Origin of the sequence: Burkholderia sp. 9120 (assembly GCF_000745015.1) — a bacterium.
In the GTDB taxonomy this organism is placed as follows: domain Bacteria; phylum Pseudomonadota; class Gammaproteobacteria; order Burkholderiales; family Burkholderiaceae; genus Paraburkholderia.
In genome coordinates, this window is record NZ_JQNA01000002.1 from 2,209,707 (window position 1) to 2,226,115 (window position 16,409).

The 16,409-nt window shown below is 63.4% G+C and carries 18 protein-coding genes; 3 read left to right on the forward strand and 15 right to left on the reverse strand.

The window, feature by feature from the left end; translation table 11 throughout:
• Positions 1–2 precede the first annotated feature (2 nt).
• From FA94_RS17985 to FA94_RS17995, 3 genes are all read right to left on the reverse strand, one after another.
• A complete protein-coding gene (locus FA94_RS17985) occupies positions 3–1,010 on the reverse strand; it encodes an SIS domain-containing protein (protein WP_035553632.1) in 1,008 nt (335 codons plus the stop codon).
• On the reverse strand, positions 1,003–2,106 hold the full coding sequence (gene nagA / locus FA94_RS17990; RefSeq protein WP_035553635.1) for an N-acetylglucosamine-6-phosphate deacetylase: 1,104 nt from the start codon (positions 2,104–2,106) through the stop codon (positions 1,003–1,005). The genes FA94_RS17985 and nagA overlap by 8 nt, the downstream gene beginning before the upstream one ends.
• A 99-nt stretch (positions 2,107–2,205) precedes the next feature.
• Entirely contained in the window at positions 2,206–2,940 is a 735-nt protein-coding gene (locus FA94_RS17995; RefSeq protein ID WP_035553637.1) for a GntR family transcriptional regulator, read from the reverse strand.
• A gap of 372 nt (positions 2,941–3,312) precedes the next feature.
• Between FA94_RS17995 and FA94_RS18000 the strand changes: the two genes are divergently transcribed.
• On the forward strand, positions 3,313–4,239 hold the full coding sequence (locus tag FA94_RS18000) for a bifunctional helix-turn-helix transcriptional regulator/GNAT family N-acetyltransferase (RefSeq protein WP_035553641.1): 927 nt from the start codon (positions 3,313–3,315) through the stop codon (positions 4,237–4,239).
• Between the two features lie 140 nt (positions 4,240–4,379).
• Here the strand turns inward: FA94_RS18000 and FA94_RS18005 are convergent, their stop codons facing one another.
• A complete protein-coding gene (locus FA94_RS18005) occupies positions 4,380–5,192 on the reverse strand; it encodes a MetQ/NlpA family ABC transporter substrate-binding protein (protein WP_035553642.1) in 813 nt (270 codons plus the stop codon).
• Between the two features lie 234 nt (positions 5,193–5,426).
• A complete protein-coding gene (locus tag FA94_RS18010) occupies positions 5,427–7,304 on the reverse strand; it encodes a methyl-accepting chemotaxis protein (protein ID WP_035553645.1) in 1,878 nt (625 codons plus the stop codon).
• Between the two features lie 252 nt (positions 7,305–7,556).
• On the opposite strand from FA94_RS18010, the gene FA94_RS18015 reads away from it, so the two are divergent.
• Entirely contained in the window at positions 7,557–7,847 is a 291-nt protein-coding gene (locus tag FA94_RS18015) for a YciI family protein (RefSeq protein WP_035553646.1), read from the forward strand.
• Positions 7,848–7,975: 128 nt separating this feature from the next.
• Here FA94_RS18015 and FA94_RS18020 read toward each other — a convergent pair whose 3' ends face one another.
• From FA94_RS18020 to FA94_RS18040, 5 genes are all read right to left on the reverse strand, one after another.
• Positions 7,976–8,593, reverse strand: a complete 618-nt coding sequence (locus tag FA94_RS18020) for an SCO family protein (RefSeq protein WP_035553650.1) — start codon at positions 8,591–8,593, stop codon at positions 7,976–7,978.
• 9 nt (positions 8,594–8,602) lie between these two features.
• Positions 8,603–9,508, reverse strand: coding sequence for a heme o synthase (gene cyoE / locus FA94_RS18025; protein ID WP_035553653.1), 906 nt, complete (start codon positions 9,506–9,508; stop codon positions 8,603–8,605).
• Between the two features lie 6 nt (positions 9,509–9,514).
• On the reverse strand, positions 9,515–10,624 hold the full coding sequence (locus tag FA94_RS18030; protein WP_035553656.1) for a COX15/CtaA family protein: 1,110 nt from the start codon (positions 10,622–10,624) through the stop codon (positions 9,515–9,517).
• A gap of 22 nt (positions 10,625–10,646) precedes the next feature.
• The gene (locus FA94_RS18035) at positions 10,647–11,309 is read right to left on the reverse strand and encodes a redox-active disulfide-containing membrane protein (protein ID WP_035553658.1); all 663 of its coding nucleotides are present in this window, start codon (positions 11,307–11,309) and stop codon (positions 10,647–10,649) included.
• A 71-nt stretch (positions 11,310–11,380) separates the two neighbouring features.
• Entirely contained in the window at positions 11,381–12,097 is a 717-nt protein-coding gene (locus FA94_RS18040) for an SURF1 family protein (RefSeq protein ID WP_035553660.1), read from the reverse strand.
• Positions 12,098–12,211: 114 nt separating this feature from the next.
• Between FA94_RS18040 and FA94_RS18045 the strand changes: the two genes are divergently transcribed.
• Positions 12,212–12,421, forward strand: a complete 210-nt coding sequence (locus FA94_RS18045; RefSeq protein WP_007179452.1) for a twin transmembrane helix small protein — start codon at positions 12,212–12,214, stop codon at positions 12,419–12,421.
• Positions 12,422–12,616: 195 nt separating this feature from the next.
• Here FA94_RS18045 and FA94_RS18050 read toward each other — a convergent pair whose 3' ends face one another.
• The 5 genes from FA94_RS18050 to ctaD form a co-directional block, all read right to left on the reverse strand.
• The gene (locus FA94_RS18050; protein ID WP_035553662.1) at positions 12,617–13,474 is read right to left on the reverse strand and encodes a cytochrome c oxidase subunit 3; all 858 of its coding nucleotides are present in this window, start codon (positions 13,472–13,474) and stop codon (positions 12,617–12,619) included.
• Between the two features lie 132 nt (positions 13,475–13,606).
• Positions 13,607–13,816 (reverse strand): DUF2970 domain-containing protein, encoded by a 210-nt coding sequence (locus tag FA94_RS18055; protein ID WP_035553665.1) that lies wholly within the window; start codon positions 13,814–13,816, stop codon positions 13,607–13,609.
• Positions 13,817–13,854: 38 nt separating this feature from the next.
• Positions 13,855–14,478, reverse strand: a complete 624-nt coding sequence (locus FA94_RS18060) for a cytochrome c oxidase assembly protein (protein ID WP_035553667.1) — start codon at positions 14,476–14,478, stop codon at positions 13,855–13,857.
• Positions 14,479–14,520: 42 nt separating this feature from the next.
• The gene (locus FA94_RS39490; protein WP_035553669.1) at positions 14,521–14,655 is read right to left on the reverse strand and encodes a cytochrome oxidase small assembly protein; all 135 of its coding nucleotides are present in this window, start codon (positions 14,653–14,655) and stop codon (positions 14,521–14,523) included.
• 119 nt (positions 14,656–14,774) lie between these two features.
• Positions 14,775–16,388, reverse strand: a complete 1,614-nt coding sequence (gene ctaD, locus FA94_RS18070) for a cytochrome c oxidase subunit I (RefSeq protein WP_035553671.1) — start codon at positions 16,386–16,388, stop codon at positions 14,775–14,777.
• Between the last annotated feature and the right edge of the window lie 21 nt (positions 16,389–16,409).

Below are 16,409 nucleotides of genomic sequence, written 5' to 3' on the forward strand. Positions count from 1 at the left end.
CGTCAGTGAGTTTCGGTGACTTTGTTGAGATGGCGCGGCGCATCGGGATTGCGCCCGCGTGCGGCGGCAAGGCCGGCGGCCATCACGTAAAAGGACAGGATCGCGGCGATCGGATCGAGCGCCGCATGAGCGGTAGTCGCGAGCGGCAGCGTGGCTTCCGCCACGTCGGCGGGCGCCGCGAGCAGCACGTTGGCGCCCCGCGCGCGCATGTCGCGGGCGAGTTGCAGCAGGCCGGCCTGCTCGGGTCCGCGCGGCGCGAACACCAGCAGCGGATAGTCGCGGTCAATCAATTCCATCGGACCATGACGCACTTCCGCGCTCGAAAACGCTTCGGCCTGAATGCCGGAGGTTTCCTTCAGCTTGAGGGCGGCTTCCTGCGCGATCGCGAGACCCAGACCACGGCCGATCACGATCATGCGTTCGACGCCGCGCAATTCGTCGACGGCCTTCGACCAGTCGAGCGTACCCGCCGTTTGCAGCGCGTCGGGCAGCGTGTTCAATGCGGCGAGGAGGTCGGCGTCTTGCTGCCAATGCGCGACCAGTTGCGCGGAGATCGACAGCATCGCGATATAGCTTTTGGTGGCCGCGACGCTCAGTTCCGGACCGGCGACGAGCGGCAGATGCCATTCGCACGCATCGGCCAACGGCGAGTTCGGCGCGTTCACCGCGGCGACGGTCAGCGCGCCGGCTTCGCGGAGCGCTTGCATCGTGCCGACCAGATCCGGGCTCTTGCCCGATTGCGAGAACGCCAGCGCGAGCTGATCGCGCACTTGCAGCGGCGCCTGCTGAAGCGTCGCGACCGACATCGGCAGCGACGCGACCGGCACGCCGAGGCGGCTCATGGTCAGGCTGGCGAAGTAGCTCGCCGCATGGTCCGAGCTGCCGCGCGCGACGGTGAGCGCGACATGGCGCGGCTGCTGCGCAAGCTTCGCGGCCAAAGCCTCCACGCGCGAGGTGTCCGTGAGTTGCGCGGCGACCGTTTCAGCGGACGCCAGCGCCTCTTTAAGCATATTCGACAATTGCTTCTCCTTCGACGTAAGTCGCGCTCAACGCCAGTTCACGATCGAACACGACCACATCGGCCCACGCGCCGCGCGCGATGCGGCCGCGGTCTTCGATGCCGAGATAGTCGGCGGCGTAGCGCGACAAACGGTTTGATACATCGGCGATCGGCAGGCCGATCGAGACGAGATTGCGCAGCGCCTGATCCATGGTCAGCGTGCTGCCGGCGAGCGTGCCGTCGGCGAGACGCACGCCGCCGAGGCACTTGGTGACGTGCTGGCTGCCGAGGCGGTATTCGCCGTCCGGCATGCCGGTGGCCGAGGTGCTGTCCGTCACCACATACAGACGCGGAATCGCGCGCAACGCGGCGCGGATCGCGCCCGGATGCACGTGCAGCAGATCGGGAATGATTTCGGCGAATTCGGCGTGCGCGAGCGCGGCGCCGACGAGGCCGGGATTGCGGTGATGCAGCGGCGACATCGCGTTGAACAGATGCGTGAAGCCGCAGGCGCCGTGCTTGAGCGCGGCGACGGCGTCGTCGTAGGTGCCGAGCGAATGGCCGAGCTGCACGCGCACGCCGCGCGCCGCCATCGCGGAGATGATCTCCATGTGACCGGCAATTTCCGGCGCCAGCGTGACCACGCGAATCGGCGCGATCGACAGATACTTCAGCACTTCGTCCATCACCGCGGAGACCGCGGCGTCCGGTTGCGCGCCGAGTTTGCCGGGGTTGATGTACGGCCCTTCCAGATGCACGCCGAGCACGCGCGCGCCGCCTGGCGTGCGGATTCGCGCGACATCGCCGAGACCGGCGACCACGGCCATCAGTTCGTCGCGCGGCGCGGTCATGGTGGTGGCCAGCAGGCTGGTGGTGCCGTAGCGCGCATGCGTGCGGGTGATCGTTTCGATCGCGTCGCCGGCTTCCATCACGTCGGAACCGCCGCCGCCATGCACGTGCAGATCGATGAAGCCGGGCAGGATGTACGGCGCGTCGTTCGTCGACGGATCGGCGCGAACGCCGGTCAGTGCCGTGATGCGGCCGTTTTCGTATTCGAGCGTGCCGTGAATCCACCCATCGGTGGTGAGTATGTTTCCGGTCAGCATGAGTCTCTCTGGTCAGGCGTAATACGGGGTGTGGCTGAATCGCGCTCGATGTCGCCGCGTCGCCCGGTGGGCCTCGCGGCTCGCCGGCAGATCAGCCAGTCAGGTTCGCAATTCAGCGACGAAGTCGTAGTAATCGTCGCGGCAATAGGTGTCGGTCAGTTCGATGGCGCGCTGGTCCGCGCTATAGCCGATACGGGTAATGACCAGCAGCGCGGAGCGCGGTTCGATATCCATCAGCGAAGCAATCTCGCTCGACGCGTTGACCGCACGGAAGTGCTGCAATGCACGGACCACGGCCTGGCCGCGTTGTTCCAGATGCGCGTAGAGCGACACGCCGATCGCTTGCGGGTCGGGCACGATCGCCGCCGGCAGCGCGGAATGCTCGACCGCCATCACGATGCCGTCCGCGCGCCGCAGGCGCCGCAAACTCGCCACCGCCGCGCCGGGCGACAGACCCAGATGCACCAGTTCGTCCCGATTGGCGGCGCGGATATCGCGCTCGAGCCACACCGAATCCGGCCGGAAACCGCGTTGCTGCATCTTCTTCGTGAAACCGGTGAGACGCGACAGCGGATCTTCGACCCGCGGCGTAATGAAGCTGCCCGCGCCGCGAGCGCGCCGGATCAAGCCTTGCTCGACCAGCAGTTCGATCGCCTTGCGCGCGGTGATGCGCGACACGCCGATCGCGTCCGACAACGTGCGCTCCGACGGCAGCGCCTCACCCGCCGACCAGACGCCACAATGGATCGCCGTCGCCAGATTGCGCGCGAGCTGCAAATAGAGCGGCGTGACGTTGCGAGCGTCAGGCATCAGTGCGGACCAGCGAGTTTCCATGGGGCTCCGGGGGCCGTTGCGGGGATGTCGGCCAACGAAAAATGAGAGCCCATTATATAACCAACATAATACCAGTCAATCAACTGGTATCACGCTGGTCTGGATCACCTGAAAGCCTTATCCCGCAAGCGTTTGCGCGATTTTTGAAGGTGCTGGGCGGGGCTTTCCGGAGCCCAGGACTTACCCGTATTCGGGCTTCTGAAAGCGTGTTGGCGGAGCCCATGCGGGCTCTCAACTGGTCTGATGAAAACCGCGCTCGATACCTGTCTGATACCAGTGCGTCTACCTCGGGGTCGGCGCGGCTTTTTTAATGGGATACGTTCCAATATAGTGCTGGATACGAGGTCATAAAAATTCCCCGGGGAGCAGCATTTGACAGATTCCGAGGCGCTGCGGCGCGCTCAGGCCGTCCGCCATTTCAACCGCTTCTACACCCAGCATATCGGCGCGCTGCATGAGCATTTGGCAAGGAGCGCGTTCTCGCTGACGGAAGTGCGCGTGCTGCACGAACTCTCCCGTGGACGTGCGCAAACGGCCTCGGTGCTCGGGCGCGCGCTCGGCCTCGACAGCGGTTATCTGAGCCGCCTGCTGACCAGCTTCGAACGACGCAATCTGATCACGCGGCGCCCGTCGGATACGGATGCGCGGCAGTCGCTGATCGCCCTCACCGACAACGGCCACGCGGCCTACGCGCCGCTCGATACCGCCGCGATCGAAGAAGTGTCGGCGCTGCTCGAAGGTCTTACGCCACTCTCCCAGGAACAGTTGATCGGTGCGATGAAGCTGATCGAGCGGCTGTTGCGCGCCCAGCCGTCGCACGAACTCGTGCTGCTACGGCAACCGCGTCCCGGCGAATGCGGCTGGCTCGTGCATCGGCAGGCGCAGTGGTTTGCGGCGCAATACGGCTGGGATCGTTCGTTCGAGGGGCTGCTCGCGCGGGTCGTCGCGGATTACACGCAGCGTGGCGATCCGGTGCGCGAGATGTGCTGGGTCGCCGATCAGGAAGGCGTGGTGGTCGGCTCGGTGTGCATCGTCGGCGTGTCGACGACGGTGGCGGGCGTGCGGCTGTTGTGGGTCGAGCCGGATTTGCAGCGGCTCGGCATCGGCACGCAGCTGATCGGCGAATGTGTGCGCTTCGCGCGGCGCGCGGGCTATACGAAGCTCACGTTGACCACCGCGCTTTCGCTTGCCGAGCCACGACGCTTGTGCGAGCGCGTCGGTTTTACGCTGGCCGGCACGGCGCCGGAGCGCCGCTTCGGCAGGGATCTGACGATCGAGCGATGGGAATTGGAGTTGTAGAAGCGAGGCGGCAGCACGGAACGCTGCGCTGCTCGATGCGCTCGCTTTGTTGCCCGTGTCGAGCGGTGCTCATGGGCTTGCGGAAGCGGGCGGCGCTGTGTCGGCACACGCCCCTGCTACGGCTCGGGTGATTCAGCCGCTTAGAACGACGGCACCATCGAACCCTTGAACTGCGTCCTGATGAACTGGCGCACCTCTTCCGACTGATACGCGGCGACCAGCTTCTTCACCCACGGCTTGTCCTTGTCCTGCGCGCGCACGGCGATCAGGTTCGCGTACGGGCTGTGGATGTCTTCGAGCGCGATCGCGTCTTTGGTCGGCTGCAGGCCGGCGGCCAGCGCGAAGTTCGTGTTGATCACGGCGGCGTCGACGTCCGACAGCGAACGCGGCAGTTGCGCGGCGTCGAGTTCGATGAGCTTGACCTTCTTCGGATTCTCGGCGACGTCGAGCGGCGTGGCGTTATTGCCGTTCGTGCCGGCACCGGCCTTCAGCTTGATCACGCCTTGCGCCTGCAGCAACAGCAGCGCGCGATTTTCGTTCGACGGGTCGTTCGGCACCGCGACCTTCGCGCCTTGCGGCAGATCCTTCACCGACTTCAGCTTCTTCGAGTAGATGCCGAGCGGCGAGATGTACGTGAGACCGGCGTTGACGATCTTGTAGCCGCGTTGCTTGACCTGGCTGTCGAGGTAGGGCTGATGCTGGAAGCTGTTCGCGTCGAGATCGCCCGCGTCGAGTGCGGCGTTCGGCTGCACGTAGTCGTTGAATTCGACGACCTTCACGTTGAGACCTTCGCGCTTCGCTACCTTGGTGACGACTTCCCAGATTTGCGCGTCCGGGCCGCCGATGGTGCCGACCTTGATCACTTTGTCGTCGGCATGTGCGCCGACGCTGGTCACGATCGCCGCGCCGGCGATCACTGCGGAGAGGGCTTTGAGGATGTTTCTGCGCTGCATTTGATTCTCGCTGGTTCCAGTCGATCCGATGGGCTGATCGACGCTCTGATCGGTGTCAGATTCGGGTGAAAGTTGGCGCGCGTGCTGCTTTTGGCAGTGCGGCGCCAACTGGACCGCAAATGGTCTCATATGCCCGGCGAGATGGGAAATATCACGATCGCATATAGGTATGCATCGTGAGGGGCCGCGTGCGGGATGGGCACGCGGCTGGGTTGGGTTGCGGCTTCGGCTACGTTAGAACGTGGTCCAGTCCTCGTCCGAGGAGGCGGACTTTGCAGGTTCGGCGAAGACGCGCGTCGGTGCCGGCGTTGGCCTGGAGTTCGCGGCGGGCTTCGCGCTCGCTACCGTCGCATTCGATGCCGTGGATGCCGCCGAAGCGGACGCCGACAGCTTCGGTTCAACCTGCACCAATGCCGATGCCGATGCCGGCGTATGAGTCCGCGCCGAACCCGTCGCGTTAGCGACCCGCTTCGAAGCGCTTTGCGCCGTCGCCGGTTTGGCGTCGCGCGAAGTGACCGCCGCCAGTCGCGTCGCAGCCAACGAAACCGATGAACCCGTCGCCACCGTCGCCCCGCCATTCACCCGAAACGCACTCACCGTATCGCGCAACCGGCCTGCCTGATCCTGCAACGAAGCGGCGGCCGCCGCAGCCTGTTCGACCAGCGCCGCGTTCTGCTGCGTGACTTCATCCATCTGCGTGACGGCGCGGCCGACCTGCGCGATGCCCGTGCTTTGCTCTTCAGACGCCGCCGCGATTTCGCCCATGATGTCGGTCACGCGCTGCACGGCCTGCAGAATCTCGCCCATCGTCGTGCCGGCCTGCTGCACCAGCGTCGAGCCGTTATGCACGCGCTCCACCGACGCGCCGATCAACTGCTTGATCTCCTTGGCCGCCGTGCCGGAACGCTGCGCGAGGCTGCGCACCTCGCCCGCGACGACCGCGAAACCACGGCCCTGTTCGCCGGCGCGCGCGGCTTCCACGGCCGCGTTCAACGCGAGAATGTTGGTCTGAAACGCAATCCCTTCGATCACGCCGATGATGTCCGCGATCTGCCGCGAGCTGTCGTTGATCTCGCCCATCGTGCCGATCACGCGGCTCACCACGTCGTTGCCGCGGGTCGCGATTTCGGACGCGTTGTGCGCGAGCCCGCTCGCCTGACGCGCGTTGTCGGCGTTCTGCTTGACCGTCGCGGTCAGCTCTTCCATGCTCGCCGCGGTCTCCTGCAACGAAGCCGCCTGCTGCTCGGTGCGCTGCGACAGATCGTTATTGCCCGCGGCAATCTGCTGCGTCGCCGACGCGATCGATTCCGACGACCGACGAATCTCGCCGATGGTCCGCTGCAAGCGGTCCTGCATGCCGTGCATCGCCGCCATCATGCTGGTCGTGTCCTGCGGACGCACGTCGACGACCTGCGTCAGATCGCCTTGCGCGATGCTCGCCGCGATCCGCGCCGCCTGATCCGGCTCGCCGCCGAGGCTCGCGCGCACGTTGCGGATGATCAGCAACATCGCAAGCGTGATGATCGCGCCGATCACCAGCACCACGGCCAGATGCAACGCCAAGGTCTCGTAGTAGACGGTGTCGATGTCCTTGATGAACACACCGCTCGTGATATTCCAGTCCCACGGCGCGAAACGCACCACGTAGCTGATCTTCGGCACCGCCGTTTCGCTGTGCGGCAAACGTCCGCGATATTCGGCGAAGCCGCGGCCGCTTGCTTTGGCCGCGTCGACGATCGCGACGTACAGCAGCTTGCCGTCCGGGTCCTTGAAATCGCCGACGGGTTTGCCGGTCATTTGCGGCAACGTCGGATGCATCAGCACAACTGGCTTCGAATCCATCACGAACAGATAGCCGGATTCGCCGTAGCGCATGGTCGCGAGACGGGCGAGCGCTTCGCGCTGCGCGTCGGCCTCGCTCATCTTGCCGCCCTGCGACAACGTGTAATAGCCGTTCACGACGCCCTGCGCCGCGTCGACGAGATTCACCATGCCCGCCTTGCGCTCGGCCAGCATCGTGCTACGCGTTTCGACCGCGCTCCACAGCCCGACGCCGAGCAAACCCAGCCAGACAAGTGCGAGCGACAGCCACAGTTTGCGATTCAAACTCATCCTGCTCATTGTTATGGTCTCTCTCGTGTGATCCGTTTTCAGCTTGCTTCAGCTTGCGAATGCGGGCGCGTGGTTCGTCACCGTGACTGCCCGCAAACGATTGCTCCATTTATAACGGCATGGCAGGCGGCCAACTTGAGGGAGCTTGTAAGGAAACTGATTGCTTTGCGGCGTCTCGCGCGCTCGGGTTGATCGCGCGCAATAAGTCGTCCGCTGACCGATAATCGACGCCTGGGAGAAAAGAGAACCATCATGTACGTCATCAACCTGAGCTATATCGCATCGCTCGAACGCGTCGACGACGTGCTCGACGCGCATCGCGCGTTTCTGACAAAGCAGTTCGAAGCCGGCGTGTTCGTCGCGGCCGGACCGAAGGTGCCGCGCGATGGCGGCGTCATTCTGGCGGTGGGCGTCGAGCGTGAAAAACTGGATGCGATTCTCGCCAGCGACCCGTTCGCGGTGCAGCAGATCGCACGCTACGAGGTGACGGAGTTCAAGGCGACGCGGCTAGCGCCGGGTTTGAATTTGCCGATGCCGGCCTGAGCGTTACGGCGGAAGGAATGAAGCGAGCGGGGTTGAAGCGCTGAAGTCTGAAGCGACGCCAATTCAACTGAGACGCAGAGTCAAAAACGGGCACCTGCTTCAAGCACGCGCCCGCTTCCATCACAGCATCAATCGAGCAGCAGCTTGATATCGTGCACCCAGGGCGTTGCACCCTGGCCGTCGCGCGCGAACAGACGCAACTTGCCGTCGGTATCGAACACGTAGCTCGCGGCCGTGTGATCCATTGTGTAGCTGTCCGGCGTCTTGCCCGGCACCTTCGCATAGTAGACGCGGAAGTCTTTCGTGATCTTGGTGAGCTGCGCCTGATCCGCCGGACGCAAGCCGACGAACGTCGGGTTGAACGCCGGCACATATTGCGCGAGCAACGCTGGCGTATCGCGTTCGGGATCGACGGTGACGAACAGCACCTGCACGCGCTTCGCGGCGTCTGGGCCAAGTTGCTGCAGCGCCTGCGAAAGCTCGGCCATGGTGGTCGGGCAAACGTCCGGGCAATGCGTGTAGCCGAAGAACAGCACCACCACTTTGCCCTTGTAGTCGGCCATGGTGCGAACCTGGCCGGACGTGTCGGGCAACGAGAAGTTACTGCCGAATTGCGTGTTGCCGGTGATGTCGAGATTCGTGAACGCCGGCGGCTGTTTGCCGCAGCCTGCGGCGATCAACGCGGCGCCGAGCGCGCAAGCCATCACAGCGGCACGCGTGCTGCGTGCGAAGCGGTTCTTGAACATGGTGTGGTGTTACGCGCCGATCAGGACGCGCGCATAGTGGTCGATCAGCAGCGCGGCGAACAGCAGCGACAGATAGACGATCGAATAACGGAACATCTTGCGCGCCAGATCGTCCGAGTACTCCCGGTAGATCTTCCAGGCGTACGCAAGGAATAGGGCGCCGAGCAGCACAGCGGCCGCGAGGTACACCACGCCGCTCATGCCGGAGATGAACGGCATCATCGTGACCGCGAACAGGATCACCGAGTACAGCAGAATATGCAGGCGCGTGTACTGCTCGCCGTGCGTGTTCGGCAGCATCGGCAGGCCGGCATTTTCGTAGTCTTTGCGGCGATACAGCGCGAGCGCCCAGAAATGCGGCGGCGTCCACACGAAAATGATCAGCACGAGAATCCATGCGTCGCCCGGCACGTGACCGGTGACCGCGGCCCAACCGAGCGCCGGCGGCATGGCACCCGAAGCGCCGCCGATCACGATGTTCTGCGGCGTGGCCGGCTTGAGCAACAGCGTATAGATAACCGCATAGCCGACGAAAGTGGCCAGCGTGAGCCACATGGTCAGCGGATTCGCAAACGTGTAGAGCGTCCACATGCCGAGCCCGCCGAGTACGGCGGAGAACGACAGGATTTGCAGGGTGGTGATTTCGCCGCGTGCCGACGGACGCCATGACGTGCGCCGCATCTTCGCGTCGATTTTCTGTTCGACGAGACAGTTGATCGCGAACGCGGCGCCGGCCAGCAGCCAGATACCGACAGTGCCGCCGATCAGCTTGGTCCACGGCACCATGCCGGGCGTAGACAGAAACATACCGATGACGGCGCAGAACACGGCGAGTTGCGTGACGCGCGGTTTCGTCAGGGCGAGATACTGGGAGACCCGGCTACCGGGCGTTTGGGAGAGTGTTGTGCTGTCCATGTGGAGTCACGCTGGCGCGGCATCGCGCGCAGGAAGCGCGGCGCGGCCGGGACGGCTATAAGCGATCCGAAAGTTTAACATAACGAGCAGAAGCAGCAGGATCGCGGCCCCCCCGTTATGCGCCACTGCAATGGGCAACGGCCATTGCAGAACGATATTCGACAACCCGGTGATGAACTGGATCAGCACCACCAGCAGCACGCCATTCGCCGGCCGTCGCAGCGACTCGAAACGGCGCAGTTTCAACGCGAACCAGACCAGATACGCGACCACCACGATCGCAAACGTGCGATGCGTCCAGTGGATCGCGACCAGCGCGTCCTGCGTGATCATCTCGCCGTCGCCGGTCATGCCGAGCGCGCGCCACAGGTGAAAGCCATGCGCGAAGTCCATCGGCGGGACCCATTGGCCGTTGCAGGTCGGGAAGTCGGTACAGGCGAGCACCGCGTAGTTCGTGCTGACCCAGCCGCCCAACGCGATCTGCGCGACCAGCAGCACGAGGCCGGCGAGCGCCGCGACGCGCCAGCGCGCGGCTTCGGGCTCGTAGGCGGGCAGCGGCGTTTGCCGCGCGGCCAGCCAGCCGAGCGTGCCGAGCAGCGCGAGACCGAGCAGCAGGTGGGTCGTGACGATGATCGGTTGCAGCTTCATCGTCACGGTCCATGCGCCGAACGCACCCTGCACGAGGATCAGCAGCAGCAGCGAAGTCGGCCACCACGGCGACACATGCAGCGGACGGCGCTTGATACGCGCGGTCCACGCAATGATCGTCTGCGCGATGATCAACACGCCGATCGCCATCGCAAAGTAACGGTGGATCATCTCGATCCAGGCCTTCGTCAAACTCACCGGCCCGGTGGGCATCAACTGATGCGCCGCGCTGATCGCCGCATGCGCGATAAACGGCGACGACGTGCCGTAGCAGCCCGGCCAGTCGGGACAGCCAAGCCCGGAATCGGTGAGGCGCGTGAAGCCGCCGAACATCACCAGATCGAGCGTCAGGAAAGTGGTGAGCCAGACCAGCTTGCGGAATTTGTTGTCGTCGGCCTTGACCCACACATAGGACAGCGGCAACAACGCGATACATAAGCCGATCAAGGCCAGTTGCAGTACGAACATCTCTCTTACCCTGGTTGCGGCATCAGCCGATGCTCGACCATTTGAGCAGCTTGGTCACGTCGCCCTTGATCTTGCTCGGGTTCGGATCTTTCGGGAAACGCATCATCAGATTGCCGTTCGGATCGACCAGATAAATGTGGTCGGTCACCTGGGTGCCGGTGTCGGTCGGCAACCAGGCGGAGACCTGGGCCGGATCGGCGATCAGCATGTCGGTGTCGGGATACGCCTTTTGTATCACGTCACCGACATTGCCTGCATCCGTGCGCAGCCACACTTGCACGACGCGCTCGCGTTCCGGGCCCTGAGCTGTGCGGATTTGTCGCATGAAGTACAGCTTCGTGACGCAGGCTTTGTCGCACGCGCTGTTGTCGACCGAGATCATCAGCCACTTGCCGCGCAGCGACTCGAGCTTGAGCGGCTTGCCGTCTTCACCGGTGACCGTCAGCGAGTCTGGAATCGGCCGCTGGGGCTCGACCAGCGTGCCGTAACTCGTGCCGCCGCCGGTCGGCTTGATCACGTAGTAAGTGAAATACGACACGGCGATCGGCGCCGCGCAGATCACCGCCAGCAGCAGCAGGATCCAGCGGCCACGTTGCCATGAGCCCTTGCCGTTGGGTTGGCCCGGCATCGCTTTCGGTGCGGCGGGTTTGCCGGCTTGCGGCGTACGGGGAGATTGCGTCGACACTACGGGACCTCACTTCAATGAATGCGCGGTTTGCGTCGTGCTCTCGCGAAACCGCTTGTGCTGTGTTTGCGTTATACGCCGGACACCGGGGCTTTTCTGCCCGCCCGGCGCGCGGCATACAGACCGAACACCAGCGCGGCGGCGGCCATGCCCCACCACTGGAACATGTAGCCGTAATTGCGCTCGACGCCGTTGTCCGGCGCGGGCCAATCGCGCACCAACTTGTCGCCGTCGTCGCTCAATTGCTGGATCACGAACGGTTGCAACGGCAGCCCGGTTTCCGCGGCGTACGCGGCGGTATCCAGATTCTGACGGATCAACTGATGCTCGGCCGAGCCGCCCTGCCCCAACTCGAACGCGCGCGTGGCATCCGCCCGCGCAATGCCTTCGATCTGGATCTCGCCCTGCGGCGTGCTGTACGGCGCGATGGTTTCCCGATTATTCATGTTGCGCGGCAGCCAGCCACGATTGACCAGCACGTAGCCGCCGTCGGCCAGTTTAAAAGGCATCACGACGTAAAAGCCCGGCTGATCGTTATACGGACGATTATCGAGGTAGACCACCTTGTCCGCGACGAAACTGCCACGCGCTTTCACCCGATGAAATTCGATGTCCTTCAGTGCCACCGGCGTACCGCTCAGCGTCTGCGCGGGCGCGTTCTCGAACTGCGAGATGTGCGCCTCGAGCGCTTCTTTCTGATGCGCACGATCGCGCTGCCAGAAACCGAGTCGCACCGTCACCACGATCACCAGCAGAATCAGCAGCGCGGGAATGAGGCGGAATTTCATTGACGGCACTCCGCTGTCACCGCTCGCGACGCCGCCTGGAAGCGACGGCAAACGCCGGCGCGCGGTGCGATAATAAACGCCTTGCCTCTGCGCTTTCGGGTTTCAGCTGCTTCCATGCACATTCTCGTTCCCATCGCCTTCGTCCTGATCATCGCCAGCATGGTGTCGGCGCTGTATTTCATGATGCATGACAAGGGCAAAACCAAGCGGATGGTCTGGTCGCTCGCCACGCGGGTGGGTCTGTCGATCTCGTTGTTCCTGTTCATCCTGTTCGCTCACTGGATGGGCTGGATTCAGTCGACCGGCATTCCCTACGGGCGCTGAGCCCGGCGGGACTTTATCAAGCCTTCCAAGCGTTCCACGCCGCCAAACAAAACGCCGCCCTGACAGGGTCGAGGGCGGCGCTGCTTACGTGCTTTGCATACTGCTCGTGCGCCACGCCCCAAAGAACGTCACGCGAGCGGCCTGCACACATTCCGGACTACCGGTAGGCGCAGGCCAGACTGCCAGACCACCTGCTTACAGCCAGTACACGACGATGTACAGCCCGAGCCACACAACGTCCACAAAGTGCCAGTACCACGCCGCGCCTTCGAACGCGAAGTGATGCTCCGCCGTGAAGTGGCCGCGAATCAATCGCACCAGCACCACCGCCAGCATCGTGCCGCCGAGGAACACGTGGAAACCGTGGAAGCCCGTCAGCAGGAAGAAGGTCGATCCATAGACGCCCGACGACAACGTCAGATTCAATTCGTTGTACGCGTGGAAGTACTCGAAGGCTTGCAGGAACAGGAAGCAGACGCCGAGCACCAGCGTAGCCGCCAGCCAGATGATCGCCTTCTTGCGATGATCTTCACGCAGTGCATGGTGCGAGACCGTCAACGTCGCGCCCGACGACAGCAGCAGCGCGGTATTGATAGTCGGCACCGGCCACGGCTGCATCGACTTGAAGGTCGAGACCAGCGCTGCCGGACCGTTGTTCGGCCACACCGCCGAAAAGTCCGGCCAGATTAGCTTGTAGTCGAGGCTGCCCAGTTGATGCAGCGCAATTTCACGCGCATAGAACAACGCGCCGAAGAACGCACCGAAGAACATCACTTCGGAGAAGATGAACCAGCTCATGCTCCAGCGGTACGACTTGTCGACATTTTTGCCGTACATGCCGCTTTCCGATTCCGCGATCGCGTCGCCGAACCAGTGCCACAGCGTAAAGAGCAGCCACAACAAACCGACTACCACGCCGATCGGCGCCCAGTCGTGGTCGTTGATCCAGGCCGCAAGCGATCCGAGCATGACCAGCAACCCGGCAGCGGCGCTGATCGGATGCCGCGACGGATGCGGTACGAAATAGTACGGGCTCTCGTTTTGACCGCTCATTCTTGATTCTCCACTTCAGTCCAGTTGTTCCGGAATCTCCGGCTGTATCTTCGGCGGCGCGTCGAACCCGCACCGCTTCACTCTAATTCGTGGGCCCTACTGCGCCCTTCACTACCGCTGCGTCCAACCGTCTCAGCCCACCACCGCGCGCACGACCAGGATCAGCACGCCAATGAAAATGGCCGCGCAGATCAGTGCCGCCGCGATCACATGCAGCGGATTCAGTTGCGTGGCGTCGGCTTCCAGATCGCGACGCTTGCGCACACCGAAAAACGACCAGAGCACGGCCCGCATCGACTGACCAAAACTACTCTTGCGCGGGGCGCTGCCGTTATCGCTCATCTTGTCCCGGTTTCCTTCGCCTGGGCGGGGGTAACCCGTCAGGCGGGATTGGCGGTGGTTGCCGCCGTGTTGGCCGTGTCAGCCGTGGGTGTGGCGCTTCCGGCCGTTGCCGCAGCCGGCGTGTTCAATTCAAAAAACGTGTACGACAACGTGATCGTCTTCACGTCTTTCGGCAGCTTCGGATCGACCACGAACACCACCGGCATCCGCCTCGTCTGATTCGCCGTCAACGTCTGCTGCGTAAAGCAAAAACATTCGATCTTCTTGAAGTATTCGGTTGCCTGCTTCGGCGCGTAGCTCGGAATGGCTTGCGCCTGAATCGTGCGCGCCTGTTCGTTGCTGACCTCGTACATCACGGTGGTCACTTCGCCCGGATGCACGTCGAGACTGCGCTGCTCCGGCTTGAAACCCAGCGGGCCGCGCGCGTTCGCATCGAATTCGATCGAAATCGTGCGGCTCATGTCGACCTGCGTGTTCTTCGCCTCGCGCACCGTGGCATCACGCTGCACGAGGTTGTTGATGCCGGTGATCTGGCAGATCGCGCGGTACATGGGCACCAGCGCGAAACCAAAACCGAACATCATCAACGCGACGACGAACAGCTTGATCAGCATCGAACGGTTAAAAGAGCGGTCGGCCTGAGCCGGCGGTTGCGTCGACATCTCAATCCTCAACAAACCAGCGAACAGACAGCAACGCCCGCTTCAGGTGAAGAAGCGCTGCTTGATGATGACGCTCGCGAAAAAGACCGCCGCGATGACGAACATCACCCAACCTATCCGCCTGTTGCCCGCGCGAATCTGCTCCGGCGATCGTCTTTCCTGTGGATTGCGCGTCATGCTCGATTTTCTGAATACTTTTGTGACTTGCCGGGTGACAGGCGGCTGGGCCGCTGCCCCGGTTCCGCTCGCGGCACGTTGCGCCGCAGCCGGAACCGGTTGCCTCCCCCACTGCCGATTTACTCGACCGTCGGCGGGTGTTCGAACGTGTGGAACGGAGCCGGGCTCGGCACGGTCCATTCGAGGCCCGTTGCGCCGTCCCACGGCTTGTCGCCGGCTTTTTCGAGTTCGCCGCCGCCACGGTAGGCCGGCAGCGCAACCGCGAACAGGAAGTAGACCTGCGCCAGACCAAAGCCGAACGCGCCGATCGAGATGACCTGGTTCCAGTCGGTGAACTGTGCCGGGTAGTCAGCATAACGACGCGGCATGCCAGCCAGACCGACGAAGTGCATCGGCAGGAACGCGAGGTTGAAGAAGAACATCGACGCCCAGAAGTGGATCTTGCCGCGCGTTTCGTTGTACATCCAGCCGGTCCACTTCGGCGCCCAGTAGTACCAGCCTGAGAAAAGCGCGAAGAGTGACCCCGCCACCAGCACGTAGTGGAAGTGCGCGACCACGAAATAAGTCCCGTGATACTGGATGTCGAGCGGCGCCATGGCCAACATCAGGCCGGACAGACCGCCGAACGTGAACACCAGCAGGAAGCCGACCGCGAACAGCATCGGCGTTTCGAAGCTCAACGAACCGCGCCACATCGTCGCGACCCAGTTGAACACCTTCACGCCGGTCGGCACGGCGATCAGCATCGTCGCGTACATGAAGAACAGCTGGCCCGTCACCGGCATGCCGGTGGCGAACATGTGGTGCGCCCAGACCATGAACGACAGAATCGCGATCGACGAGGTTGCGTACACCATCGAGCTATAGCCGAACAGCGGCTTGCGCGAGAACGCCGGAATCACCTGCGACACGATCCCGAACGCCGGCAAGATCATGATGTACACCTCGGGGTGCCCGAAGAACCAGAAGATGTGCTGGTACATGACCGGGTCGCCGCCGCCTGCCGCGTTGAAGAACGACGTGCCGAAGTGGCGATCGAACAGCACCATGGTGATCGCGCCTGCCAGAACCGGCATCACGGCGATCAGCAGGTACGCGGTGATCAGCCACGTCCAGACGAACATCGGCATTTTCATCAGCGTGAGGCCAGGTGCGCGCATGTTCAGGATCGTCACGACGATGTTGATCCCGCCCATGATCGACGAAGCGCCCATCAAGTGGATCGCGAAAATCGCGAAGTCCATGCCCGGGCCCATCTGCGTGGAGAGCGGCGCGTACAGCGTCCAGCCCGCGGCGGTCGCGCCGCCCGGTGCGAAGAACGAGCCGACCAGCAACACAGCGGCCACCGGCAGCAGCCAGAAGCTGAAGTTGTTCATACGCGCGAACGCCATGTCCGACGCGCCGATCTGCAGCGGAATCATCCAATTCGCGAAGCCGACGAAGGCCGGCATGATCGCGCCGAACACCATGATCAGGCCATGCATGGTGGTCAGCTGATTGAAGAACTCGGGACGCATGATCTGCAGACCCGGTTCGAACAGTTCGGCACGGATCATCAGCGCCATCACGCCCCCGGAGAGGAACATGGTGAACGAGAAGATCAGGTACAGCGTACCGATGTCCTTGTGATTGGTTGCGAACAGCCAACGACGCCAGCCATGCGGCGTTTCGTGGGCATGGTCGCCGTGTACGTGCTCGTGGCCCGCGGTTACATCGTGTCCGATGCTAGACATGACAATCTCCTAATGCGAATA